This window comes from Bacillus sp. PS237, assembly GCF_037963345.1.
In the GTDB taxonomy this organism is placed as follows: domain Bacteria; phylum Bacillota; class Bacilli; order Bacillales; family Bacillaceae; genus Bacillus; species Bacillus subtilis.
This window is the reverse complement of sequence record NZ_CP150156.1, coordinates 2,546,817-2,569,430: the sequence shown is the minus strand read 5'-3', so window position 1 is coordinate 2,569,430 and position 22,614 is coordinate 2,546,817. Positions and strand designations below refer to the sequence as shown.

Here is a 22,614-nt window from a genome sequence, read left to right as displayed (position 1 = left end):
CATGAATCAAGAAGTAGGTTCAATTATGGGCTATCTATACAAACTGTATCCTGTTCAAGTGTATGAAGAAGAAATACCGCAGGACTTTGCTGTTCCGTCTCTTTACTTTCCACCGGCTTCCACGGTCGATGGGGTGGACACAGTATCCACGTTTCAGAAAGCATATGTTTTAAACGTAAAACTCTTTCACGAAAACGTACAGAAGGCTCATAACGAAGCGGAACGAATTGCGGATACACTTAGAAGCAGAAGAGGCATAATTCCGCTTATACAAGAATCTGGCGAGGATACTGGGGATTTTATTCGCCTATCTCGAATAGAAACGCGGGTATCAGACGATTATGCGACCATTGTCTTAAACTGGACGAGCCGCTATTGGTATGAGCGGGAAGATCAGCGTTCAATAGATGGTTTTAAATTTAAAAGTGGGGTGAAATGATGGCCACTAAAAAAGAGAAAGCAGAAAATGCTTTTTATATTAAGGATTTGCGAGAGCACAGTCGAGAGCTCTTTGGGGTAAAACCCGAGGTGTTTGACGGTGCTCTTTTTCATGTTCATAAAATGAGTATTACAAAATCGGAAGCGAAGAAGTTGATTTCTCAGTTTCTTCAAAAGGAGGTCAAATAGATGAACGGCGGAACTTTCACACCTGGCAAGGAAAAAGAGCGTGCCGGTATTTACTTTAACTTCAAAACGACCGCGGAGAACCGTGTTTCTGCCGGAGAACGTGGAACAGTGGCGCTGCCGATAGCGTCCAGCTGGGGTGAGGTTAAGAAATTCATTTCTATCTCTTCAATCGAGGACTTGAATAAAAAAGTGGGGTTGAACATTGATGATCCTTCGCTGTTGCTTTTACGTGAGGCGATGAAGAAGGCGAATACAGTCTTGCTTTATCGCCTAACGGAAGGTCTTCGTGCTTCAGCAGACATTAGCGAAGGTGTAAAGGCTACTGCTCTTTATGGCGGCACTAAAGGTAATGACATCATTATTAGTATTACGGAGAACGTTATTGACTCTTCGAAAGTTGATGTCACTACCTACCTTGATCAATCTGAAGTGGATAAACAAACAGTGTCTAAAGCTGAAGAACTTAAACCGAATAAATATGTCACGTTTACGGGGAAAGGAGATTTAACAGTTACTATTCCGTTAACCGGTACGGCCCCTGAAGATGTTAGCGGTGCTCTCCCTGCAACTTCCGGAATCCGCTTGTCAGGCGGAACAGACAAAACACCGACAAATGCCGATTATACAGCTTTCTTGGAAGCGGCTGAAACGGAATACTTTGACACAATCGCTTTACCTGTAGAGGATAACGAGCAATTAAAAGCAACGTTTGTTGCGTTTATCAAACGGCTGAGAGACAACCAAGGGCAAAAGGTTCAAGGTGTTCTTTCAAATTACAAGGGAGACCATGAGGGTATTATCAATGTAACAGGTGGTGTCCTACTTGAGGATGGAACGGAGATCACTCCTGAAAAAGCTACAGCTTGGGTTGCCGGTGCAAGTGCGGGGGCTACATTTAATCAATCACTTACATTTGTAGAATACGAGGGAGCTGTAGATGTCCTTAACCGAATTGACAACGACGAAATCGTTGAACGATTGTCAAATGGGGAATTCTTGTTTACTTATGATTCTCGTGATAAATCAGTATCGGTTGAAAAGGACATTAATTCACTCACAAGCCTAACAGCAGAGAAAAATAAGATGTTCCAGAAAAACAAAATTGTCCGTGTACTTGATGCAATCAATAATGACCTGACATCACAATTGAAAGCATTGATCAAGTCTCGAAAAGCGAGCGGCAGTGATGTTCCCGCTACAAATGACGGACTGCAGTTTGTAAAAACGCTAATTACTCAATACTTGAGTGTTCTTCAAGATAACGAGGGCATTACTGATTTTGATTCAGAGAATGACATTACAATTGCTCTGAATAATGATCGTGACGGCTTCCTGATTGATCTTGCAGTTCAACCGGTGGATGCAGCTGAAAAATTCTACTTTAATGTTGAGGTGAAATAGGAATGGCATTAAAAGCGCAAAACACCATTTCAGGTAAAGAGGGCAGGTTGTTTCTTGATGGAGAAGAAATGGCCCATATCAAAACGTTTGAAGCCAATGTAGAGAAAAACAAATCCGAGGTCAATATCATGGGTCGTCGGATGACGGGGCACAAAACGACCGGAGCAAATGGAACGGGAACAGCCACTTTTTATAAAGTGACTTCTCAATTTGTTCTTATTATGATGGACTATGTGAAAAAGGGAAGTGATCCTTATTTCACCTTACAAGCTGTTCTAGATGACGCCTCTTCAGGTCGTGGGACTGAACGAGTCACCTTGTACGATGTGAACTTTGATTCTGCGAAAATCGCTGGGCTTGATGTTGATTCTGAAGCATTGGAAGAAGAAGTGCCGTTTACCTTTGAGGATTTTGATGTGCCTGAACAGTTAAAATCCACATTCTAATCACTTTCACGAAAAATCGCCGACTTTAACGAAGATATTTACGAAAAAATGTGGTAAGATTACTTTAGAAGTAATTCAACCGTACCAAATGGAAACATGTATTTCTTTCAAAAGAAATGCATAAAATAAAAGAGACCCGGTTGCCGCCGGGTCAGTATAAATGTTGGCCCATCAAGAGGGCTGGCTTAACAACTTCATGAAAGTATTTAGGATAGACTTTACCCTTTTACTTTGCCGAGCTCAAGGGGTGGGTCTATTTCTTCTTTATATAAGTCAACAGGGCAATTATAAATGACCCGAAAGCAAGCATAAGCATTAATGCTTGAAATGTTGACACGTGCATCACCCCCTTTCATGAGGGAGTGAGCCAGACCGCCCTTGAGATGTTGAAAGCCAATATTCATTTATACTAAACCATATTGTACCATAACACTTTCATAATCCGAGGGTTTTTAATAAAAGAAAAAGGGTTAAGGCTTCTATGATCAGGTCATTTTGAACTCATAGATAAAAAAAGTAACAAATAAAAGATACAAATAATTATATAATCAATATATATTCATGTTATAATGGTGCCAAGCAAAAGTATTGCAACTACTGGCGTAAGCTTATAGTTGGTACCACATTACCACATTACCACTTGTTAATGTGTGTTACTTTCATGAGAAATGCTAAAATATAAAAGCCAGAGTGTGGCAGCACTCTAGCTTTTAAAAAAGAAACTACCCTTTAATAGGAGGGTCCTCGTGTAGACACTTTTCCTTTACAGTAATGTAAATAGGATGAGTGTCTTTTTTTCTAAGCATGAATAATAATGTTAAAAGAGATATTACCCATGTCATAATCCCGCCTATTAAATTGGCAAAGCCGATCATGACCATTAGAGATTCATAGGTCGACATAATTTCACCTCCTTTCATATTCGGAGGATAAGCTAAGGTAGCTTCAAGAATCTATTATACATGAATTATATGGAAAGCACATTCAAAAAGTATGAATGTGCTTTTTTTCTTGTCCAAAACTAAAAAGTAAAAGGAGTTAATAAACATGAGTGAAAAACAAAACGAAAAAGTATACGATCTTTCATTCTTTATGCCAGGACAAACAATTGAAGCGGAAGAGGTAGAAGTTCCGATTTCTAAACGGTTTGTAGACAAAGAAGGCAATGTTGTTCCATTCATTTTCAAAGCAATTACGACTGAACGAATTGACGAACTTGAGAAAGAGAACACCACTTACAAAAATGTAAAAGGCCGCGGCCGTGTGAAGGAGTTGGACAGCCAACGCTTTTATGCTCGTATTGCGGTTGAAACGACTGTTTATCCGAACTTTAAAGCTAAGGAACTACGTGAGGCTTACAAAACAGAAGATCCAGTGGAAGTCGCCAAACGTGTTCTTTCAGTCGGCGGTGAATATGCAAATTGGCTGAACAAAGCAATTGAAATCAACGGTTTTGATGATGATCTCGAAGACCTTGAAGAAGCAGCAAAAAACTAGTAAAAGACGGGGACAAAGAGGCTGTATACCTTTACTATGCTATGCATGAGCTCAAATACGCCCCGTCAGAATTAAGAGAACTATATGAGGCTCCGAAAGCATTCAAGGCGCTCTTATATGGATTAATCGGTTTTAAGCTTGAGCTGTTAGAAAAAGAAGCGAAGAAGGGAGGTAATTAACTATGGCTAAACTAACAGCCACGTTTGAATTACATGATAAGATTTCCCGCAAGCTTCGAATGATACAAGGCAATGCTGAAAGACTTAAGAGGGCTGCTAATGGCCCTCTTATTTTTGAGGCTGAAGACCGGACTGAAAGAGTTATGCGGCAAATTGATCGATCAGCCAACCGTTTGACGGCTCGGGCTCGATTGCTTGAAATGGGTTTAGATGATCGAGTTTCGAATGGCTTACATTCTATACGCCAGCAAGCAGAGGATCTTACCGAAGGCAGTCATGAGGTGACGGTTTCCGTAAATGATCAAGCTACACCACGTTTTCGTTTGATCCGTGGAGGTCTCACTGATTTGAATAGCTCGCACGCTGAGCCAACTGTTTCAGTACGTGATCATGCTTCTAACCAATTAGATGAGATCCGTCGTCATGTGACTGATGTAGATAGCGAACATGCAGAGCCAACTGTTTCTATTAAGGATAGAGCTTCAGCGGCTCTGGATGCTATTGAAGCGAAAATAGACAGCTTGAAGGGTGCTACCATTACTCTGGCAGTTGCAGGTGGTTTTTCTGCAGGTTCAATTATGGGTTCTGGTAAAAGCACAATGTCTCAGGATGCTTATGTGTCAGCAACTTCAAACGTTAATAAGAAAGATGTTGCAAAAATGACGGATCAGATCTATTTCAACAATAAAGCGGGCAGTTCTCGGGAAGAAGTCAGTTTATCTCTAAGAAACTTATCGCAACAGACAGGGGCGTCTAAAAAAGCTCTGGCTGAATTGACTGAGTCATCAAGTAAGATTGCCCAGCTTATGAATGCTGATCAGGCAGAGGTAGATCGTGCTTTCAGTTCAATGTATAACAACTTGAAATTGTCTGGGAAACAAAGCGGAGACTTAATTGCTTATGTATACCGGAATGCCGGTGACCAGGCTGATGATTTATTAGACACGATGAATGAATACAGTTCCACCTTTAAAGACTTGAAGCTCACAGGCGGCCAAATTGCAAACGCGATGATAAAAGGAACAAAGGGTGGAGCCAGAAACTTCGATAACCTAGCCGATAGTATGCGTGAGTTTAACATCCGCCGAACCGAAATGTCTGATAGTCAAGTGGACGCATTTAAAACACTGTTCGGAGCCAAGGAAACTAAGAAAATGTTCAAGGGCTTCAAAGATGGTTCAATAAGCGGAGAGGAAAGTTTATTTAGGGTGGCAAAAGCCCTTTCTAAAGTGAAAGACAAAACAAAGCGGGCTGCTATTGCGACTGAGCTTATCGGGACACAATATGAAGACCTTAAGCAGCCTATTTTAGATATGGCTGAGGGTATTGGTACAAGTGCCAAAACAAGCGGTGAATTGGAACGAAGCTTTACGAAACTTCGGGATAATAACCCGATGACACCGGTTAATGATGCCATGAGAGATTTTGAAAGCATATCTAAGGATATGGGAACCTCTCTGCTAACTGGATTAGGACCGGCCTTTGATAAAATCAGCTCGTTCATTAACAGTAAAGAAGGTCAGGAAAAACTTAAAGAGATCAAAAAAGATATTGCTGATCTAGGTGAGGAGATAGGTGATAAGTTAAACGTAGCCATTGAGTGGAGCGTCAACCATTGGGATGATTTGAAAACAGCGATTAAAGTTGTGATCCCCTCTTTAATTGGATTGATTGGTTATTTGAAAATACTTCGTCCGCTGTTAAAAGGCATAGGTACTGTCGGAAGTGATGCAGCAGGCGTAATCCGAAAATTAATTCCAAAACGTACTCCTAAAGCTGGTACTAATACGCAAAGTGAAAGGAGGAATAGAAACAGTAATCGTAATGCTAGCACAAGGGGCAGAGAATCCAAAACTGCCACAGGTCCAACGAGTTTACCTCGAAGCGGCAGCTTGACATATTGCTGTTGTAGCGATGGAGGTAAAAATGATCGCATTCGTAGAAGACGAGGGAAAAGAGTTTTAGGTCGACGCGGTAATCCAAACCGAATGAACCCTTCTGATAGTTCAATTGCTGTGTCATCTGAACGGTTGGAGAGAAGGCGTTCCGGTAGAACTGTAGGTACTAATCCAACTAGAGATTCAAGATCAGCAATAATCACTACGAGATCGGAGCTATACTCAGCTGGTAGAGCTGCAGGCGGTACATCGAAGTTCGGGAAAGTCTTAAGTCCTCTGAAAAGTGTTGGCAAGTTTGCAAAGGGAGTCCCTCTATTAGGAACAGCGTTAGCGGCAACCGATTTAATTGGGATGAATAAAGATAATGTTGGTGAAAAAATTGGATCAGCTGGCGGTGGCCTTGCTGGAGCGGCTACAGGAGCAGCTATTGGCAGTGTTATTCCAGGAGTGGGAACAGCTATTGGTGGATTAGTTGGTGGTATAGCAGGCACCATGGGCGGCTCAAGTTTAGGTAAAGCGTTTGATGGTTCAGAAGTAAAGAAGAAACTAAACAGTACATTATTTGATCAAAAATGGTGGTCTGAAAAATGGTCAGGCATTAAGAGTAATGCGAAGACTTCCATCAATGGGTTAAGTGATACATGGTCTAATGTAAAAGAAAAGGTGAAGTCCACTTTATTTAATAGTGAATGGTGGTCTGAAAAGTGGTCTGGCGTTAAAAGCTGGGCACAAAACAAATGGAATAGTGCATCATCTGTTTGGGAGTCCGTAAAGGGAAAAATAAAATCCACTTTGTTTAGTGAGAAGTGGTGGTCAGGTAAATGGGAAGGCGTAAAAAGTTGGGCTCAAAGTAAGTGGGACAGCGCGTCTTCTGTTTGGCAATCAGTTAAAGGAAAGCTGAAATCCACTCTATTTAGCGAGAAGTGGTGGTCAGGAAAATGGGAAAGTGTAAAAAGCTGGTCCAAAAATAAATGGGACAATGCTAAATCAATATGGAAAAGTGTTAAGAGTTCCATCTCAGAAACCCTTTTTAGTAAGAAGTGGTGGTCTGAAAAGTGGCAGAGTGTAAAGGAATTGGGAAGCAGTATTTTAGGCGGGGTAAAAGAAGTTGGTGGTAAAGTAGCTTCAAGTGCGAAAAAAACTGCTGGTAAAGCGTGGGGATATGTGAAGAGTGGCGTAAATTATTTATTTGGTTCGGGAAAAGAAAAGCCAAAGAAACATGCTACTGGTGGTTACATTACGAAGCCAACAATATCTTGGATTGGTGAAGCTGGTAAAGAATTCGTTATCCCTGTTGAGAATAATAAAGGTCGCGGCAAAATGCTCCTTTCTCAAGCTGCTTCGAAATTAGGGATGAGTGTGGTTGATGATATAGCGTCTGCTTCATCTGCAGGAGGTGAACCGGCAACTTCCCCGCTAGTCCGTAGTGCGGCGGTGACTGCTTCTGTATCTCCTATTATTGACACATCCAGTCTTGATGAACAAGCAACATCATTTGGTCAACAGTTCACGAAGAGCTTTGATCAAGGAATTAGAGATAATGTTGTTTCTATGGAAGCATGGAAACAGAAAAACGTTGGACAACCAATGAACAATTTAATCTCTTATTCTCCGAATTACGGAAAGCAAGTGGTCAATGGTTATGCTAAAGGTCAAAACAGCACTTCGACCGGTACAGATGGCTTCTTGCAGACGAAGGTTAAAATGCCATTTCAGAACACTGTTAATAAATCTTCATCATGGGGAAGCGGAACGATCAAAGGTTTTGCTTCCGGACAAAATAGCTCACAAACTGGTACTGATCAATACGTCAGCACTCATATTAACAAGCCGTTTATCCGCTCTAAAGAATCATCAAACGGATGGGGAAGCGGTATGATCGGTAATTTTGTTTCAGGCATGACTTCTAAGGCAAGTGAAGTCAATGAGGCTGCCAAGGAACTGGCGAAAAAAGTTGAGAAGGCATTTCGTGAAGAGCTGGATATTCATTCACCTTCCCGTGTCATGATGAGTCTTGGGCGTTTTGCCTCTATAGGTATTGTAAAAGGTCTGGATTCTGTTGATGTAAAAAAGTTTGCTGAAAAACAAGCAGGCTCACTAGCTGCCGCTTATTCTGGAATGGGCGCAGTAAGCGGAAATGTGAAGCAATGGCTCATGGCTGCTATCATGGCTACAAAGACACCGATGAGCTGGCTTCCAGGGCTGATGACAATTGCTCAGCATGAGTCAGGCGGTAATCCGAAGGCAATCAACTTATGGGATAGTAATGCGAAAGCAGGACATCCATCTCAGGGGCTCATGCAGACAATCCCAAGTACCTTCAACGCACACAAATTGCCGGGCATGAATAACATTCTTAACCCGATTCACAACGCTGCTGCTGCGATTGGCTATATCAAAAGCAGATATGGATCAATTAATAATGTACCAGGCATTAGAAGCATGAGACATGGAGGTCCATATGTTGGCTACGCTAACGGCGGACTTATTACCAAAGAGCAGATTGCCCGTGTCGGTGAAGGAAACAAAAGGGAATGGATCATTCCGGAGGAGCGAGGCATCCGTGGACGTTATTTATTAGCCCAAGCAGCTAAGGCACTCGGAATGGAAGTCACAGACCCATCTGAAAAAGGTCAAACTGAATTATCTTCAGGTCAGGTAACAGCTGCCACAACGGGTCGTAATCAAACAACGTTTAAAGCTGCAGGTGGCAAAGAGGTCATTATTCAGTTTAATGGCGATCAGCATTTTCACAATGACCAAGACATGAACAGTCTTGTAGCTAAGATTAAGCAGGCCCTTGTCGATGAGCTTGAACAGGATATCAACATTGGAACGAAGGGAGTCGTTGCTTTTGACTAAATCCATATATGAATTCTGGATTTCACAAGGGAAGGACAAGCTGCGGCTTCCGGTCCTTCCTGAACAAATTGATATATCCAACACAATTCAAAATGAATCAGTAAAAGTGGCTAGTTTTGGGGAGATCACTTTTATTGATAAACCGGGAGCGAAAGAAATTTCGTTCTCTTCTTTTTTTCCAAAGAAACACAGCCCGCTTGCTGAGTATAAGGGATTTCCTTCTCCTGAAAATGCTATTGCAAAGATCGAGAAATGGGTGAAATCTAAAAAGCCGGTTCAATTCTTAATTACTGGAACGAAAATTAATTTAACTTGCAGTATCGAGGTTTTTTCTTATACAGAGGGCCAAAAAGATATAGGTGATCGTGATTATGAAATAAAGCTGAAGGAATACAAAACTGCTTCGCCGCGGAAGATCAAGCAGAAGAAAAAGACGAAGAAGAAACGGCCATCTAAATCAGCTCCTAAAACATACACCGTTAAGAAAGGCGATACACTGTGGGACCTTGCCGGCAAATTTTATGGAGACAGTACAAAATGGCGCAAGATATGGAAAGTCAATAAAAAGGCTATGATCAAACGAAGCAAACGGAATATAAGACAGCCAGGACACTGGATCTTTCCTGGGCAAAAATTAAAAATACCGCAGTAAGCAGGTGATGACATGATAGAACTTTTCGTCATTAAAGAAACGGAATGGCTTGAGCTGGTAACTGAAAGTGTTTCCCTCGAAGGGCAACGGTATCAGGCGCCGCGATCGATTACGGCCAAGATCATTACGAAACAGGGAACCCATTCATATTACAGCGTATCTGAAGGGGATACAGTTTTATTTAAGTGGAAGGGCAAAGAACTGTTCCGGGGCATTGTGTTTTCTCGCAATCCGGAAGAACACTGGATGACTTTTACGGCTTATGATATGCTGCAATATTTGGTCAAGAACAAAGATGTTTATGTTTTCTCAAATCAACGTGCAGACGAGATTATAAAACGGTTGGCGCGAGATTTTCAGATTCCGACTACATCCATTGCAAATACAGGTTACACCATTAAATCATTAGTGTTTAAAGATGATACGAGCCTTTATGACATGATTCTAAAAGCCTTGAAACAAACGAAAAGCCAAACCGGAAGGAATTATCAATTATATTCTGCGAAGGGGAAGCTTGGCCTTCGCGCTTGGCCAGATCTGTCAGAAGTATGGGTGTTGGAGACGGGTGTGAACATCACCGGCTATCAATACAGCACTTCAATTAATGACACGGCCACAAAAGTAAAGCTCCGCCGGCAGAAAGACAATAAAACATACACAGCCACTGCAAGTGACAGCTCAGGGATCAGTAAATATGGTGTGCTTCAGTATGTCGAAACGGTTTCTGATAACATTAACCAGGCGCAGCTTCAGGAGCGTGCGAAAGTCAAACAGGCACAGAAAAAAGGTGTTAAAAAAGAACTCAAGAGTATTCAAGCGATTGGCATTCCGGATCTTCAGAGCGGGTTGCCCATCTATATCTCAATTCCGGAAGTCGGGGTTAAGAAAACATACTGGATCGATACAGACAAACACGAATTTAAAGGATCGACACACACGATGACCATTGATGTGGTTGAGAAAAATTCTATCCCTGATGGTGTTTCCTCATGAGATTAAGTGAAGCAATCAAACATTTGGCTGTCCGTGCAGTTGATTCTGAGTCGCCAGTGGATATTCTACCGGCTGAAGTGGTTTCCGTTTCCCCTGTTGAAATAAGGCTTAATGAAAATGACAAATTAATAATACCTGCTGATTTGATTATTGTTCCAAAGCGGCTGCGGGCCGGTGAAGAAGCATTAAATACAGGTGAGCGTGTGATGATTGTCTCCTTAAAAGGCGGGCAATCATTTTTTATTCTCGACAAAATATAGGAGGTGTTTGGAATGGCTTTGTCTCCGGAAATCGAGTTTGAGGATATAGAAGATGACAGCGAAGTCATAGAGACCTCGCAAACCTACAAAATAGATTTTGAAAATGGCCGTATCACAAATGAAATCATCACAGGCCTTGAAGCGATCAAGCAGTTTGTATATTTGTCTCTCCATACTGAGCGATACGCATATTCTGTTTACAGTCATGACATTGGAAATGAACTTCAAGACGTGCTGGCAGATAACGAAACAACAGACGCATATAAGAAAATGGAGATCCCTCGGCTGATAGAGGAAGCACTGATCTATGACGATCGGATTTCTGCTGTTACAGATTTTGAAATAGAAAAACAAGGCGAATCGTTCCGTGTCTCCTTTACAGTCGAGACTGACGAAGGAACATTGGAGATCGAGGAGGTGCTTGGCGAGGATGTTTGAAGATCAAACCTATGAATCGATTATGGATCGAATGTTGAACAGCATTTCAGCGGACATTGATAAAAGGGAAGGCAGCGTGATTTATAACGCGTTAGCTCCTGTAGCCGCAGAATTGGCCAAGTCTTATATTTGGCTCGATACTGTTCTGGAACTTGTCTTCTCAGACACGGCCCAAGGGGAATTTTTAGATCGACGAGCTACTGAAGCAGGCATTGAGCGGACTGCTGCCACAAAAGCAGTCAGGGCAGGGGAGTTTACTGAAGGCGTGACCATTCCTGTAGGGTCTCGCTTTTATGTTGATAATCTTTATTTTCAATACACAGCTGACGGGACGTTGGAGTGTGAAACAGCGGGGGAAGCAGGGAACGCAAACATATCCGGTCAGAATCTATTGTCATTAGACACTATACCTGGGCTTCAAAAAGCGATTGTGAAAGAGATTCTGATTCCTGGACGTGAAGAAGAGGATGATGACAGTTTAAGAGCTAGATATTTTACCCGCGTGCGTCGAGAAGCTGTCAGTGCCAATAAAGCACACTATAAACAATGGGCTGAAGAAGTAGACGGAGTGGGGAAGGTAAAGGTCTTTCCGCTTTGGAACGGGGACGGTACAGTCAAAATTGTCGTGACCAATGCTAACTTGGAACCTGCTTCCGATATTTTAATATCAAAGGTGAAAAACTATATTGATCCTGAACCCGGACAAGGTGAGGGACAAGCGCCAATAGGTGCCTTTGTCACAGTGGAGAGTGCGGTATGGAAAGAGGTTGAGATTTCAGCCGAGGTACTTCCCGAGGTCAATAGCTCTATCGATCAGGTAAAGCAAGAAATTGAATCAGGTGTTTTAAATCTTTTTAAAAAGATTGCCTTTGAAGATAACGTCATCCGTTTATCGCAGATTAATAATATCGTCTACAATTCACCTTCAGTAAGTGATTACGCAGATATTAAAATCAACGGCGTGGCCGAAAATTTGGTTCTGAGTGCCGTCGAAATCCCTAAATTGGGGCAGGTGAACATCATTGAGCAAACTCGATGAAATGACTGCTTACCTGCCGCCGTTCCTTACCAAGTTAAAGGAAATGGCTGAACTTCTTAAAGCGGAAGCTCCGGAATTTGAGAAGCAAAATAACAGCATCTTTGATCTGACAGATCAGCTGTTTGTTACTACGGCAACCTGGGGGCTTGAACGATGGGAAAAGATTTTGAACGTACCGCGGGAATCAGGTGACACCGATGAGATCCGCCGATTGCGCCTAATCTCTAAAATGTCCAATATACCGCCGGCAACATATAGGGCCATTGAACACGCGTTGAACCGGTTCCTGAAAAATCCGTCAGCTCAGGTTCGGCTGCTTCCCGGAGAGTACCGTTTTAAGGTTGATATTGATATAGATGATATGCAGCATATGAGCGAGCTCATAGAAACATTGGAGAATATGAAGCCAGCTCATTTGGCATATACCTTGCGAGCTGCTTTGAATGAGCCACTCCAAATAAAAGATACTGTCATTTTGAATAACAGAAGGTATCGAAAAGCAAGTGAGCTAAAGGTAGGTTATTCCGTCACGCTCAATAATAACGAGGTGGTCCTTGTATGATTACACAGCTTTATAGAGAGCGTACAGCTGCAGATTTGAAAAATAGAATATCGAAAGTGCTGCTGAATGGAAATGAAACAGAAATTGTGGAACTCACCATTCAGGGTGCCGTTGTCACGGTGCTTACTCAACGAGAGGAAGACATCAAACATATTAAGAGTGTTCAGATACTTGATGATCAAAACAACGTGATTACGGAAAGAACAACAGATTTAGACGTTAGTAATAATAGAACGCTAGATTTTAGGATTACTTTTGAGGTGGTTTAACAATGGCTTATGATGCAAAAACAGATTGGCTCCCGGACGATCCGATTAATGAAGATGATGTGAACCGTTGGGAGAAAGGCATTCAAGATGCGCATAAAGATTTAGCTGTACATAAAAATGACATGAACAACCCTCACAATACAACAAAGGCGCAAATCGGGCTAGGGAACGTTGATAATGTACAGCAAGCTTCGAAAAAAGAATTTGAAGAGCATCGTAATGATTTACAACGGCACATTACACCAGTGGAACGGGAGAATTGGAATGCAAAAGAAACAATTGTCGGAGCTCAGGAAAAAGCGGATAAGGCTTTATCGGATGCAAAATATTACGTGGATACCAACTATAAAAATAACAATCTGACGTTAATTACTGGAGACAATGCTATTCAAGATGCAAGAACAGGAGGGGAAGAATATCCTTTAGGACTGACCTTAATGGACATTGGGCAGGGAAATACTACAGGCTACCCCTTGGGTTATGGCATTGTCAAAAATGAAAAATATAATAATTACCGTTTCACTCAATACTTTTACGGAACAGGGAATGAGTCTGGGACTTACTATGACAGTACAGGAGTTTGGATTAGACACTGGTGGAGTGGTTCAGGCTGGACTCCGTGGCAAAAGATATCAGGTTTTGCTCATGCGAATATTGGAACTACAGGTGTTCAGTATTTAAAAAAGATTGATCACACTAAAATTGCATTTAACAGGGTCATCAAGGATAGCCATAATGCTTTTGATACTAAAAACAATCGATTTATTGCTCCGAACGATGGAATGTACTTAATCGGGGCAAGTATATATACCTTAAATTATACATCTTATATAAACTTTCATTTGAAGGTTTACCTAAATGGAAAAGCATATAAAACACTGCACCATGTAAGAGGAGACTTTCAGGAAAAGGATAATGGGATGAATCTTGGTTTAAACGGCAATGCGACTGTACCCATGAATAAAGGAGATTACGTTGAAATCTGGTGCTACTGTAATTACGGAGGAGACGAAACACTGAAAAGGGCAGTAGATGATAAAAATGGTGTATTTAACTTTTTTGATATACAAGAACTTGGAGGCCGAAACTATCCAAGATTTTAGGAGGTAACGATGAATATAGGTGAAGCTATTCTTTTTAAATACCCAACAGCTGATCCCACAAAGGATTTTATTGTCCAGAATAATGGTGATGGAACTCCCTCATATATAGCAGAGTGGAATATTAGGGCACCTATACCCACGGAAGCAGAGTTAAAAACTTGGTGGGAAGAGCTTCAGAGTACATCTGCATATGAACCACCAGTTCAAGTGGATCTACTTGCAAGAGAGTTGTCACAGGAAAAACTGGCTCGTAAACAGCTTGAAGAATTAAACCAAACTTTGGGAAGCGAGCTTTCAAAAATAAAGTTGCAACTGCTTACTCTACAAGGAGGGCAAGGTTCATGAATTATTGGGTGCTGGCTTTGCATTATAACTGGGCTTCTTCTGAAATGGTGAAACAGGCAATTCATCTCAAAGATTGTTCGCCCGAAGATTTACAGGAAGGAATAGAGAAAAAACTCATTACAGCTGAACAGTATAAAGAGATCACAGGAGAAGCCATTTAGGGCTTTTTTATTTTTCCTTAAAGGAGGTGGTTCCGTTGTAAACCCATGCTCACCACTAATGATCTACAATAGCAAGGAGGATTTATAATGGCATCATATAGTTTTCAATTTTCAACAGATGCAACTGGTAAGCCGGGGGCAGCCAAGCCATACAGAGAAGGAAACAGAGATTTTGTTGTGCCGGTAGCTTCAATCTCCGGTAATTCAGAGCTGCTGACGAACGCAGTTTTAAAAGCCACTGAAGTCTACACGCAATATGGACAAGATCGATTAGGTCAGGTTTTAATTTCAAAAGTAAAAGGTCACGCTTATTCTGATCGTGAAGGTACCTTATTCATTGAAGAAAGTAACGATATGAATTCATGGACCACAATCTCTTCATTGGTTGTTAAAGCAAATACGCTTGGCGAGACTGAGTGGATTCATTTAACTAAACGATATTTCCGTTTCAGATACGCAAATGGTAACCTGCAGCAATCTGAATTCTTACTTTACCAGTCATTGGGCGCAGGTGAAGAGGATATAAACATTAACCATACTGTTCCTATTACAGCAGTTGCTCCGTTCTCAGTCCAGTTAGATAAAAGCGGGTTAACTAATGATGGTCGTTTAAAAGTTCAAACTGAAGGCTTGAATCTTAGCTCATTAGACACTCAATCAAAAACAATGGATATTGTCTTTCACGATAAAACAGAAACCATAGGTGAGGGTAACCCATTCACCGTTGGATCATTCAAAACGTTGCTCATTGAGGTTTATGGGACGGCTGAGACAAGTGAATTGAAGTTCTGGGGTAAATCCTTATCGGGAACAAAAAGAGCCCTTAGAGGGCAGAAAGTGGATGACGGAACGTTTGCCACTAGCACAAAAGGAAAATCAGAAGCTTGGTCTTTTAGCATTACTGGCTTTAAAGAAATTGTTATGGAGCTTACAGCTTTAACAAATGGAAACTTTTCAGTTAGAGGGACGGCCGTCTCATAAGATCCGGCTGTCCTTTTTTATTTGCCTCGGAGGAGGTGATTAGAATGGAGGAGACAAGTTTGTTTATCAATTTTGAAACATTAGATTTAGCAAGAGTATATTTATTTGGAGGGGTGAAGTACCTTGATTTACTTCTAGTACTTAGCATAATTGACGTTTTAACAGGAGTAATCAAGGCATGGAAATTCAAAAAACTGCGAAGTCGAAGCGCATGGTTTGGCTATGTCCGCAAGCTACTCAATTTCTTTGCGGTCATTTTAGCAAACGTGATTGATACAGTACTCAATTTGAACGGTGTCTTAACCTTTGGTACCGTTCTTTTTTATATCGCTAATGAAGGTTTGTCAATAACTGAAAACTTAGCACAGATTGGTGTTAAAATACCATCATCAATAACAGATCGATTACAAACAATTGAGAACGAAAAAGAACAGAGTAAGAATAACGCAGACAAAGCTGCTGGCTAAGCCAGTGGCTTTTTTTATCTTACTGACAGAAGGAGAGAGGGTATATGGCCATTAAAGTTGTAAAGAATCTAGTCTCTAAATCAAAGTATGGATTGAAATGTCCTAATCCAATGAAAGCTGAATATATCACTATTCATAACACTGCGAATGATGCTTCAGCAGCCAATGAGATTTCTTACATGAAGAATAACTCTAGCTCAACAAGTTTTCACTTTGCAGTAGACGATAAACAAGTCATTCAAGGTATTCCAACGAATCGTAACGCTTGGCACACAGGAGATGGAACAAACGGTACAGGGAATCGCAAGTCTATTGGTGTCGAAATTTGTTATAGCAAGTCAGGAGGGGTACGATATAAGGCAGCGGAAAAGCTTGCTATTAAGTTTGTGGCTCAGCTACTTAAAGAACGTGGATGGGGTATTGATCGAGTCCGCAAACATCAAGACTGGAATGGTAAGTATTGCCCGCACCGCATTTTGTCAGAGGGAAGATGGATTCAAGTTAAGACTGCAATTGAAGCAGAATTGAAAAAGTTGGGCGGAAAAACAAACTCAAGCAAAGCAAGTGTAGCTAAAAAGAAAACAACAAACACAAGCAGCAAAAAAACGTCATATGCGCTACCATCCGGTATTTTTAAAGTGAAGAGCCCAATGATGAGAGGGGAAAAGGTAACACAAATTCAAAAAGCACTGGCTGCACTATACTTTTACCCGGATAAAGGAGCAAAAAACAACGGCATTGACGGCGTGTATGGTCCGAAAACAGCAGATGCAATTAGACGATTCCAGTCTATGTACGGGCTTACTCAAGACGGTATTTACGGACCAAAAACGAAAGCGAAACTTGAAGCTCTCTTGAAGTAAATAAATAGTCTCCTTGAGTATCTTTCTCAAGGAGATACTTATGTTTATTTTGTTACAGATAGTTCAAAATTATTCTAATATTTGAGTAAAAAGTATTATTTTTCTAGTCTGAACATAATGTTATCATTTACATGTAAATAATTTAAAAGAAAGGGATTGATTTCATGTTTAAGAAATTACTTTTAGCAACATCTGCATTAACATTCTCTTTATCATTAGTTCTTCCGTTGGATGGACATGCCAAAGCTCAAGAGGTAACATTACAGGCACAGCAGGAAGTCACTTATCAAACTCCCGTTAAACTATCCGAATTACCAACTAATACAACTGAACAATCTGGTGAATTTCACACAAATGGTATTAAAAAATGGATTGCTAAAGAAGCAATGAAGGCAACAGCCAGTGCGCTTCGACATGGTGGGAGAATTGTTGGTGAGGTAGTCGATGAGTTAGGTGGATCAGCAGGAAAAACATTCGCAAAACATACTGATGATGTAGCAGATGCTTTGGACGAGTTAGTTAAACGAGGTGACGTTGTGGAGGACGCAATTATTGACACGGTTTCCTCATATCTAATTGATGCTGGTGTAAAATCTTCTACAGCTAGAACTATTGCAAGTGTATTTACTTTCTTAGCTTTTTAATTGAGGTGATTTGAATTGGTAACAGTAGAAGAAAGGCTTGACAACCTAGAAAAAAAAGTCGAGAAGCAGGCTTTTCAACTAAGGTTAGTCCAACAATTAGCAGCTGATTATGATCGGTTTGGCTTATTTGATCAAGTTTTGGCCTATGATTTAAGTGAAAAACAGTATCAAGAATTAAGAGAGTTAACGAGCCAGTACACTGATAAGATTAAAAATGGCGAAGAGGTCTCTCTTCATAACTTTACTGAAGAATTTAAAAGAATTTTGAAAGATATTGAAAAAGAAGTGGATTTCGAAAAGTTTATTTCTCTCTGGTTAAAGGGACCAGAAGAAGGTTTTGGATTTTCTAAAGCTTTACATAACCATTTCTTTAATTAAAGATAAGGACCAGCCACATAATAAGCTGGTCTTTCTTTATTTTCCCTCAAGTTCGAACTCCTATGAACAGAATACCAGGTATCTATCCTTCCAAATATATTGTTATTAGCTTGAGGGTTTGTGTGTTTTTCTTCATTAATCATAGAATTCTCCTTACCTCAGTCATTTTCTTCTATTATTTGCAGCTGATTTCAAATTAAATAAAATAAGCCCTTCTCATTGAGAGGGGCTTATAAAGTGACTCTTCTTTATTAAAGTCATTAAACAACAGATTCTCTCTTTATATCAAAAATATCAATCTGTTTTGATTCCAGAAGATCTTGTAAATAATCTGAGCCGTGTTTTTCAGCTACTTGCAATTCTCCTTCGGATATAGGTAAAGCCATTAGCCAAGTAACATTTTTGTTACTAAATTCAAGTAGTTCTAAATCTTCCTCCCATAAAAATGGGGGAACGAACATAATATGTTTCATGTCGGTTTCCTGATCATACATACTAATCACATTTTTAAAAATAACACCTGGTGCACAAGTGAAATTTGAGTTGATTATATTAAAGGCACAAGTTGATAAAACATTAGCATATATGTCTGAAGCTGACTCCATTGCAGCTACGATTTCTATCCGCAACGGAGTGCCATTCACCTCATAATTAATAGAATGATCCGACAAACCTAGAGTTGAATATGACGTGATACCTTCCTGAGGCTGGTCACTAACCGATAAAATATCTATGCTGCTATTCTTGTTATCATCCCAATATTTCGTAACCTTCGGTTTCCCCCCAAAAGCTCCTAAAACTGTTCTAGCAATTACTTTATTTTCTTGTGTTACGCCCATTAGACAATCTCTCCTTAATCTCCAAAGTAATCATCCGTCATATCTTCCCCTTTATGACTCCTATTGGAGGAAGGTAATTCGGGTTGATAGTGGTCTGGATTATTATGTTCATCTAAAAATTGCTTTCGACTAATATTTCTTTCCATCGCACTTTGTTGATGTTTTCTAAATTCATAACCTGGTTTATGACCCATATCCCATGGTTCATCTTTTTTCATTACTTGTTTTGTTAACGGGTCTTTAACAGATCCGGTTGAATCCTTAGCATTTTCCCAAACCTTATCTCTAACGCCTTTACGGAAATAAGTTGGTCTTTTGTACGTTTTAGGAACTTTAGGTTTTTTGCTGGTGTTAGTCGATGCTTCGCTAACTCGAGAACTTGATTTTGCATTAAGCTTTTTGTTAATTCCGCGAGCTCCGAAAGGAACCAACATTGCCATTGCACCACTAAGGCTCTGTTCTTGCCTCTCTTTGGAGACTTTATTCCCGAACATATCGCGTCCTGTTATAGCTTCACTAAAACCATTTGCAGAAGCAAGTCCATAAAGTCCTTTGCTGGAGTTTTGAAGGGCATGGAATGTCTTAGGTGTTTTATATACATCGAGAGCTTTGTCTGCTCTATACAATGCTTTACTTGTTGAATAAACAGCTTTTCCACCTTTAGCTAATTTACCTGCCCATCCTACGATAGGGATGTATCCTGCCGCAGCCATTGCACCGGCAGCGACCCGTTGTCCAGCAGTTAGCTTTTCGCCGGTAACAGGATCAACCCCATCAGCGGCTCTTTTATAATCATAATATCCAGAGACCTCTCCTGTAAAATTACAAACAGCATCCCAAGACTTTTCATACCATGGTCTGTTCGCCAGTTCTTCTTGTTCTTTTGCAATTCTTCTTTGTTCCGCCTGTTGGTCCTTAAAAGAGATGTAGTCTGTTGATTGTTTCTTTACATCCTCAGTCATCTTGTGAATCTCACTGTCTCTATAAGCCTTCGCATTATAGTGAATAGGAGAGGCGCTTTTGCCTTTTGCTGTCGCATTCATTAAAGCTTGATAATCAGCTTGAATCATTTGTTCATTTGCTTCTGATAGTCCGTATTCTGATGTTAAGTTTTGGTCAACTTCATCCATTTTCTCAATGGCTTCTTTTCGTTTCTTTTCGGCAGACGAAAGTTCATTTTTAAAAGTTTCTGTCGAGAACAGATCCAAAGGCAGTATATCGTTGATATCATTTAATATATCTTTCATGGCTTTTTTCTGTTCAGACATAATGGATTTTGATTTGGTGTAGGCGTTAGCAAGCTCATGCGCTAAAAAGGTTTCTTCTATGTAGGCATCTGATAAGTTGGCATCTTCTAAAAAACCAGGAATACTCGTTAAGAAAGAAATTTTCATCTCAATTAAATCAATCCATTGGTCAGCAATGCCAGCTTGATCTTCATAAAATGATTTAATGTTATTAGCGCCTTTGCCTGAAAACTCGCTATCATCTAAATCTGCAACAGCTTTGAACGCTTTCTTTAATTTGACCATTTTACTTTTTAAATCTTTGTATTCCTGTGCTCGCTTTTCAGCCTCGGTGAGCAAGGTTTTGGCTTCAAATACTTTCATGATCATATCCTTTCATTTAATCGTCATAACAAAATATTACCATGGAAGAATGATGAAACTAACTGTTATGTGGATCAAATGGTGGAAATGAATCATTCGATCTGTGTCATTTTACCTATTTGTTAATCCTTTCAATGAAAGGGGACTTTCCAATTGTAACATCGCCATCATGAAAAAATTCGATAACGTAGCCAGATTCACTAAACATAAAAGTATCCGATCCAACGGCAGTTACATCATCAATTACGTTTAATGCATGCTCAAGACTGGTTTTTAATGCTGGCTGTTCTCCGTAACCCCAAAGAATAATAATGTTCCTATCTTTAAAATGGTGTTTAGCTAGCCAATCGTAAATCTCTTCCTCGTAATCTATAGATTGATGACAACAAACTTCTTCCCACTTGATTCGTCCCCAAGATGTAAGGGAAAACTGTTTGAAAGCAGTTCATAATATTTTGCCGTTAATTCTTCTGATAAGATTTCTTTGTTTTTCCCTAGAGCTTCTAAGCATTCATCAAATAAGTCCAAAATGTTCACCTCAAAAGCTTTAAGTATGATAGATTTTTTCAGTATTAGAAATAAGAAAAAGCCGTTATGAAACGGCTAAAGGGAATCAGAACTAATGTTGTTTATCGAATTAAACAAGGAATTCATGAGTAGGTGCGAGAGTTACATTCCGGGATGCTTCCTTCATTTCGCCATTATACATAGATCCGAAAAAGGCAAGTCCAATTAAAACGGCGGATAAACTGATAAACAATTTAGATTTCATACATGCATTCCCCTTTCGATATTTGCTTTTGAGCATATACCATCTTCTTGAAACAGATGATACTATCCTCTATTTTTCCATTATAATCGAAAAGGTTGCCTCCTAACAATGCCAGCTCTTCCAGATAAGGGTATCCTTTGCCGTTCTCTAAACGAGAAAAAATGTTGAGAAGTTTAGGTGTATCGCCATTTCTTATATAAAGAACGTCTAATGCTTCAAATAAGTTCATAAATAGTTCGTCTTTAAAATCTACAGCACTTCTGATTCCTTTGCGGAAGCAATCCATTGCTTGTTCTTTTTTGCCTTGTTTAAAATAAATCAACGCTAGGTCATGATAAGCTTGCGGAAGTACGTCAGAGTTAATTTTTCTGTATTGAACCAAGGCTTGTTCGATGTAACGAGCAGCCTTATTTAAGTTGTCCATTTTGTGATAGCAATTGCCGAGATTGAAAAACGCAGTGGCATAGATATGAGTATTTTTACTTTTAAGCAGCTCGGCACCTTTTAAAGCTTCTTGAAGGTGGGGGAGAGCTTTTTCATGATTTTCAAGGTCATCGTAGTTACCGGCAATGACAAAATGGCACTGAATACGACGAACAGAGTAAAGCTCGTGTTTCTTATAAATGTTGTATGAAAGCTCAGCGTAATGCATCGAAATGTGTGTCATTTTCATATGATAATAGACTTCAGACAGTTTAAAATAAAACTCAGCTTTTTCAATCTTGTCGGAGATTGTAGGAATTTTGCGTTCAGCTTTTTTGTAATATGTAATGGCTCTTGTGTATTCACCGTTTCTAAACTCATACATCCCGCGGAAGAAGTTATAATAATATGCCCGCATATTGTCTAATTTTTTCTTATGGCCCTCAATTTTATTTAAATATTCTGAAAGTTCCATTCGGTTTTCATCAGATGGCAGCGTGTATTCCAACATAATTTTATGGCGAAAGGCCATTAGTTGATAATAAATAAGCAAGTCTTGATCTTCTTCCATAACCTCTATATCACGTTCTATTTCAGCTTTTAACATTTCAGCATCAGTTACGTTGAATTTTTGAATATGCCTATGCCATTCATTAATCTTCATTCCCACTTCAGCTGATGTGATTGATATCAAGATATTCACCCTTCCCTTAACTCTACTAGTACTGTAAATATTAACAAGTTTTCGTTCGCAGAAAAAGGAAATAGGGCACCGCAATTTAAATTTTCGGTGAGACCGCAATAACTTTTTGCTTTAGAGAGTTATGAAATTCCCTCCTGGGAGTACCATGACTTGGCATCAAAAAACAGGGAATTTCGGTCATTCTTGTGATAGTTTAAAATTG

At 40.0% G+C, this 22,614-nt stretch carries 30 protein-coding genes; 22 read left to right on the top strand and 8 right to left on the bottom strand.

What is annotated here, in order from left to right:
• Window position 1: 1 nt before the first annotated feature.
• From NST22_RS13260 to NST22_RS13245, 4 genes are read left to right on the top strand one after another with little or no spacing between them, the layout of a single operon-like run.
• Window positions 2-439, top strand: a complete 438-nt coding sequence (locus NST22_RS13260) for a DUF6838 family protein (protein WP_003229927.1) — start codon at window positions 2-4, stop codon at window positions 437-439.
• A complete protein-coding gene (locus tag NST22_RS13255) occupies window positions 436-627 on the top strand; it encodes a hypothetical protein (RefSeq protein WP_010886574.1) in 192 nt (63 codons plus the stop codon). Before NST22_RS13260 ends, NST22_RS13255 begins: the two co-directional genes overlap by 4 nt.
• Complete coding sequence (locus NST22_RS13250) at window positions 628-2,028, top strand: phage tail sheath family protein (RefSeq protein WP_003229929.1); 1,401 nt, start codon at window positions 628-630, stop codon at window positions 2,026-2,028.
• A 2-nt stretch (window positions 2,029-2,030) separates the two neighbouring features.
• On the top strand, window positions 2,031-2,474 hold the full coding sequence (locus NST22_RS13245; protein ID WP_003229930.1) for a phage tail tube protein: 444 nt from the start codon (window positions 2,031-2,033) through the stop codon (window positions 2,472-2,474).
• A 253-nt stretch (window positions 2,475-2,727) separates the two neighbouring features.
• Here NST22_RS13245 and bsrH read toward each other — a convergent pair whose 3' ends face one another.
• Together bsrH and txpA are read right to left on the bottom strand one after the other, a co-directional pair.
• Window positions 2,728-2,817, bottom strand: coding sequence for a type I toxin-antitoxin system toxin BsrH (bsrH, locus tag NST22_RS13240; RefSeq protein ID WP_075058862.1), 90 nt, complete (start codon window positions 2,815-2,817; stop codon window positions 2,728-2,730).
• A 379-nt stretch (window positions 2,818-3,196) separates the two neighbouring features.
• Window positions 3,197-3,376: a type I toxin-antitoxin system toxin TxpA gene (gene txpA / locus NST22_RS13235; protein WP_004398662.1), complete on the bottom strand. Its 180-nt coding sequence runs from the start codon at window positions 3,374-3,376 to the stop codon at window positions 3,197-3,199.
• Window positions 3,377-3,521: 145 nt separating this feature from the next.
• Here txpA and NST22_RS13230 point away from each other — a divergent pair, with 145 nt between their 5' ends.
• The 18 genes from NST22_RS13230 to NST22_RS13145 all read left to right on the top strand — a co-directional run bounded on the left by NST22_RS13230 (window position 3,522) and on the right by NST22_RS13145 (window position 18,065).
• Entirely contained in the window at window positions 3,522-3,971 is a 450-nt protein-coding gene (locus NST22_RS13230) for a phage portal protein (protein ID WP_003229933.1), read from the top strand.
• A gap of 41 nt (window positions 3,972-4,012) precedes the next feature.
• Window positions 4,013-4,150 (top strand): hypothetical protein, encoded by a 138-nt coding sequence (locus NST22_RS13225; protein WP_003229934.1) that lies wholly within the window; start codon window positions 4,013-4,015, stop codon window positions 4,148-4,150.
• A gap of 2 nt (window positions 4,151-4,152) precedes the next feature.
• Complete coding sequence (locus NST22_RS13220) at window positions 4,153-8,910, top strand: phage tail tape measure protein (RefSeq protein ID WP_003246092.1); 4,758 nt, start codon at window positions 4,153-4,155, stop codon at window positions 8,908-8,910.
• Entirely contained in the window at window positions 8,903-9,562 is a 660-nt protein-coding gene (locus NST22_RS13215) for a LysM peptidoglycan-binding domain-containing protein (RefSeq protein WP_004398548.1), read from the top strand. Before NST22_RS13220 ends, NST22_RS13215 begins: the two co-directional genes overlap by 8 nt.
• A gap of 12 nt (window positions 9,563-9,574) precedes the next feature.
• Window positions 9,575-10,555 carry a hypothetical protein gene (locus NST22_RS13210; protein ID WP_004398524.1) on the top strand — a complete coding sequence of 327 codons (981 nt, stop codon included), beginning with the start codon at window positions 9,575-9,577 and terminating at the stop codon, window positions 10,553-10,555.
• Complete coding sequence (locus tag NST22_RS13205) at window positions 10,552-10,815, top strand: DUF2577 family protein (RefSeq protein ID WP_003229938.1); 264 nt, start codon at window positions 10,552-10,554, stop codon at window positions 10,813-10,815. Before NST22_RS13210 ends, NST22_RS13205 begins: the two co-directional genes overlap by 4 nt.
• A 12-nt stretch (window positions 10,816-10,827) precedes the next feature.
• A complete protein-coding gene (locus tag NST22_RS13200; protein ID WP_004398572.1) occupies window positions 10,828-11,253 on the top strand; it encodes a DUF2634 domain-containing protein in 426 nt (141 codons plus the stop codon).
• Window positions 11,246-12,292: a baseplate J/gp47 family protein gene (locus NST22_RS13195; protein ID WP_003229940.1), complete on the top strand. Its 1,047-nt coding sequence runs from the start codon at window positions 11,246-11,248 to the stop codon at window positions 12,290-12,292. Before NST22_RS13200 ends, NST22_RS13195 begins: the two co-directional genes overlap by 8 nt.
• Window positions 12,276-12,854, top strand: coding sequence for a YmfQ family protein (locus tag NST22_RS13190; protein WP_003229941.1), 579 nt, complete (start codon window positions 12,276-12,278; stop codon window positions 12,852-12,854). The genes NST22_RS13195 and NST22_RS13190 overlap by 17 nt, the downstream gene beginning before the upstream one ends.
• Window positions 12,851-13,123: a hypothetical protein gene (locus NST22_RS13185; RefSeq protein WP_003229942.1), complete on the top strand. Its 273-nt coding sequence runs from the start codon at window positions 12,851-12,853 to the stop codon at window positions 13,121-13,123. Before NST22_RS13190 ends, NST22_RS13185 begins: the two co-directional genes overlap by 4 nt.
• Window positions 13,124-13,125: 2 nt before the next feature.
• Window positions 13,126-14,226 (top strand): pyocin knob domain-containing protein, encoded by a 1,101-nt coding sequence (locus tag NST22_RS13180; RefSeq protein ID WP_003229943.1) that lies wholly within the window; start codon window positions 13,126-13,128, stop codon window positions 14,224-14,226.
• A 9-nt stretch (window positions 14,227-14,235) separates the two neighbouring features.
• Window positions 14,236-14,571: an XkdW family protein gene (locus tag NST22_RS13175; RefSeq protein ID WP_009967793.1), complete on the top strand. Its 336-nt coding sequence runs from the start codon at window positions 14,236-14,238 to the stop codon at window positions 14,569-14,571.
• On the top strand, window positions 14,568-14,732 hold the full coding sequence (locus tag NST22_RS13170) for an XkdX family protein (RefSeq protein ID WP_003229944.1): 165 nt from the start codon (window positions 14,568-14,570) through the stop codon (window positions 14,730-14,732). The genes NST22_RS13175 and NST22_RS13170 overlap by 4 nt, the downstream gene beginning before the upstream one ends.
• Window positions 14,733-14,819: 87 nt before the next feature.
• Window positions 14,820-15,713, top strand: a complete 894-nt coding sequence (locus NST22_RS13165; RefSeq protein WP_003246010.1) for a hypothetical protein — start codon at window positions 14,820-14,822, stop codon at window positions 15,711-15,713.
• A gap of 44 nt (window positions 15,714-15,757) precedes the next feature.
• On the top strand, window positions 15,758-16,180 hold the full coding sequence (locus NST22_RS13160) for a holin family protein (RefSeq protein ID WP_003246208.1): 423 nt from the start codon (window positions 15,758-15,760) through the stop codon (window positions 16,178-16,180).
• Between the two features lie 44 nt (window positions 16,181-16,224).
• The gene (gene cwlA, locus NST22_RS13155) at window positions 16,225-17,043 is read left to right on the top strand and encodes an N-acetylmuramoyl-L-alanine amidase CwlA (RefSeq protein WP_003229946.1); all 819 of its coding nucleotides are present in this window, start codon (window positions 16,225-16,227) and stop codon (window positions 17,041-17,043) included.
• A gap of 164 nt (window positions 17,044-17,207) precedes the next feature.
• Window positions 17,208-17,687 carry a hypothetical protein gene (locus tag NST22_RS13150; protein WP_004399085.1) on the top strand — a complete coding sequence of 160 codons (480 nt, stop codon included), beginning with the start codon at window positions 17,208-17,210 and terminating at the stop codon, window positions 17,685-17,687.
• 15 nt (window positions 17,688-17,702) lie between these two features.
• A complete protein-coding gene (locus tag NST22_RS13145) occupies window positions 17,703-18,065 on the top strand; it encodes a hypothetical protein (RefSeq protein WP_003229947.1) in 363 nt (120 codons plus the stop codon).
• On the opposite strand, the gene NST22_RS13140 is transcribed toward NST22_RS13145, so the two are convergent.
• The 6 genes from NST22_RS13140 to rapE form a co-directional block, all read right to left on the bottom strand.
• Complete coding sequence (locus NST22_RS13140) at window positions 18,062-18,208, bottom strand: hypothetical protein (protein WP_009967791.1); 147 nt, start codon at window positions 18,206-18,208, stop codon at window positions 18,062-18,064. The genes NST22_RS13145 and NST22_RS13140 overlap by 4 nt on opposite strands.
• 117 nt (window positions 18,209-18,325) lie before the next feature.
• Window positions 18,326-18,904, bottom strand: coding sequence for a type VII secretion system immunity protein YqcF (yqcF, locus tag NST22_RS13135; RefSeq protein ID WP_009967790.1), 579 nt, complete (start codon window positions 18,902-18,904; stop codon window positions 18,326-18,328).
• Window positions 18,905-18,918: 14 nt separating this feature from the next.
• Complete coding sequence (yqcG, locus tag NST22_RS13130; RefSeq protein ID WP_004399034.1) at window positions 18,919-20,514, bottom strand: LXG family T7SS effector endonuclease toxin YqcG; 1,596 nt, start codon at window positions 20,512-20,514, stop codon at window positions 18,919-18,921.
• 369 nt (window positions 20,515-20,883) lie between these two features.
• Complete coding sequence (locus NST22_RS13125; protein WP_003245945.1) at window positions 20,884-21,042, bottom strand: hypothetical protein; 159 nt, start codon at window positions 21,040-21,042, stop codon at window positions 20,884-20,886.
• Window positions 21,043-21,151: 109 nt separating this feature from the next.
• Entirely contained in the window at window positions 21,152-21,286 is a 135-nt protein-coding gene (gene phrE / locus NST22_RS13120) for a phosphatase RapE inhibitor PhrE (protein ID WP_004398770.1), read from the bottom strand.
• On the bottom strand, window positions 21,276-22,403 hold the full coding sequence (gene rapE / locus NST22_RS13115; RefSeq protein WP_004398842.1) for a response regulator aspartate phosphatase RapE: 1,128 nt from the start codon (window positions 22,401-22,403) through the stop codon (window positions 21,276-21,278). Before rapE ends, phrE begins: the two co-directional genes overlap by 11 nt.
• Window positions 22,404-22,614: the final 211 nt, after the last annotated feature.

Coding starts and splice junctions, on each gene's coding strand:
- NST22_RS13260 (WP_003229927.1), top strand. CDS start 2: ATGAATCAAGAAGTAGGTTCAATTATGGGCTATCTATACAAACTGTAT.
- NST22_RS13255 (WP_010886574.1), top strand. CDS start 436: ATGATGGCCACTAAAAAAGAGAAAGCAGAAAATGCTTTTTATATTAAG.
- NST22_RS13250 (WP_003229929.1), top strand. CDS start 628: ATGAACGGCGGAACTTTCACACCTGGCAAGGAAAAAGAGCGTGCCGGT.
- NST22_RS13245 (WP_003229930.1), top strand. CDS start 2,031: ATGGCATTAAAAGCGCAAAACACCATTTCAGGTAAAGAGGGCAGGTTG.
- bsrH (WP_075058862.1), bottom strand. CDS start 2,817: ATGCACGTGTCAACATTTCAAGCATTAATGCTTATGCTTGCTTTCGGG.
- txpA (WP_004398662.1), bottom strand. CDS start 3,376: ATGTCGACCTATGAATCTCTAATGGTCATGATCGGCTTTGCCAATTTA.
- NST22_RS13230 (WP_003229933.1), top strand. CDS start 3,522: ATGAGTGAAAAACAAAACGAAAAAGTATACGATCTTTCATTCTTTATG.
- NST22_RS13225 (WP_003229934.1), top strand. CDS start 4,013: ATGCATGAGCTCAAATACGCCCCGTCAGAATTAAGAGAACTATATGAG.
- NST22_RS13220 (WP_003246092.1), top strand. CDS start 4,153: ATGGCTAAACTAACAGCCACGTTTGAATTACATGATAAGATTTCCCGC.
- NST22_RS13210 (WP_004398524.1), top strand. CDS start 9,575: ATGATAGAACTTTTCGTCATTAAAGAAACGGAATGGCTTGAGCTGGTA.
- NST22_RS13205 (WP_003229938.1), top strand. CDS start 10,552: ATGAGATTAAGTGAAGCAATCAAACATTTGGCTGTCCGTGCAGTTGAT.
- NST22_RS13200 (WP_004398572.1), top strand. CDS start 10,828: ATGGCTTTGTCTCCGGAAATCGAGTTTGAGGATATAGAAGATGACAGC.
- NST22_RS13195 (WP_003229940.1), top strand. CDS start 11,246: ATGTTTGAAGATCAAACCTATGAATCGATTATGGATCGAATGTTGAAC.
- NST22_RS13185 (WP_003229942.1), top strand. CDS start 12,851: ATGATTACACAGCTTTATAGAGAGCGTACAGCTGCAGATTTGAAAAAT.
- NST22_RS13180 (WP_003229943.1), top strand. CDS start 13,126: ATGGCTTATGATGCAAAAACAGATTGGCTCCCGGACGATCCGATTAAT.
- NST22_RS13175 (WP_009967793.1), top strand. CDS start 14,236: ATGAATATAGGTGAAGCTATTCTTTTTAAATACCCAACAGCTGATCCC.
- NST22_RS13170 (WP_003229944.1), top strand. CDS start 14,568: ATGAATTATTGGGTGCTGGCTTTGCATTATAACTGGGCTTCTTCTGAA.
- NST22_RS13165 (WP_003246010.1), top strand. CDS start 14,820: ATGGCATCATATAGTTTTCAATTTTCAACAGATGCAACTGGTAAGCCG.
- NST22_RS13160 (WP_003246208.1), top strand. CDS start 15,758: ATGGAGGAGACAAGTTTGTTTATCAATTTTGAAACATTAGATTTAGCA.
- cwlA (WP_003229946.1), top strand. CDS start 16,225: ATGGCCATTAAAGTTGTAAAGAATCTAGTCTCTAAATCAAAGTATGGA.
- NST22_RS13150 (WP_004399085.1), top strand. CDS start 17,208: ATGTTTAAGAAATTACTTTTAGCAACATCTGCATTAACATTCTCTTTA.
- NST22_RS13140 (WP_009967791.1), bottom strand. CDS start 18,208: ATGATTAATGAAGAAAAACACACAAACCCTCAAGCTAATAACAATATA.
- yqcF (WP_009967790.1), bottom strand. CDS start 18,904: ATGGGCGTAACACAAGAAAATAAAGTAATTGCTAGAACAGTTTTAGGA.
- yqcG (WP_004399034.1), bottom strand. CDS start 20,514: ATGAAAGTATTTGAAGCCAAAACCTTGCTCACCGAGGCTGAAAAGCGA.
- phrE (WP_004398770.1), bottom strand. CDS start 21,286: ATGAAATCTAAATTGTTTATCAGTTTATCCGCCGTTTTAATTGGACTT.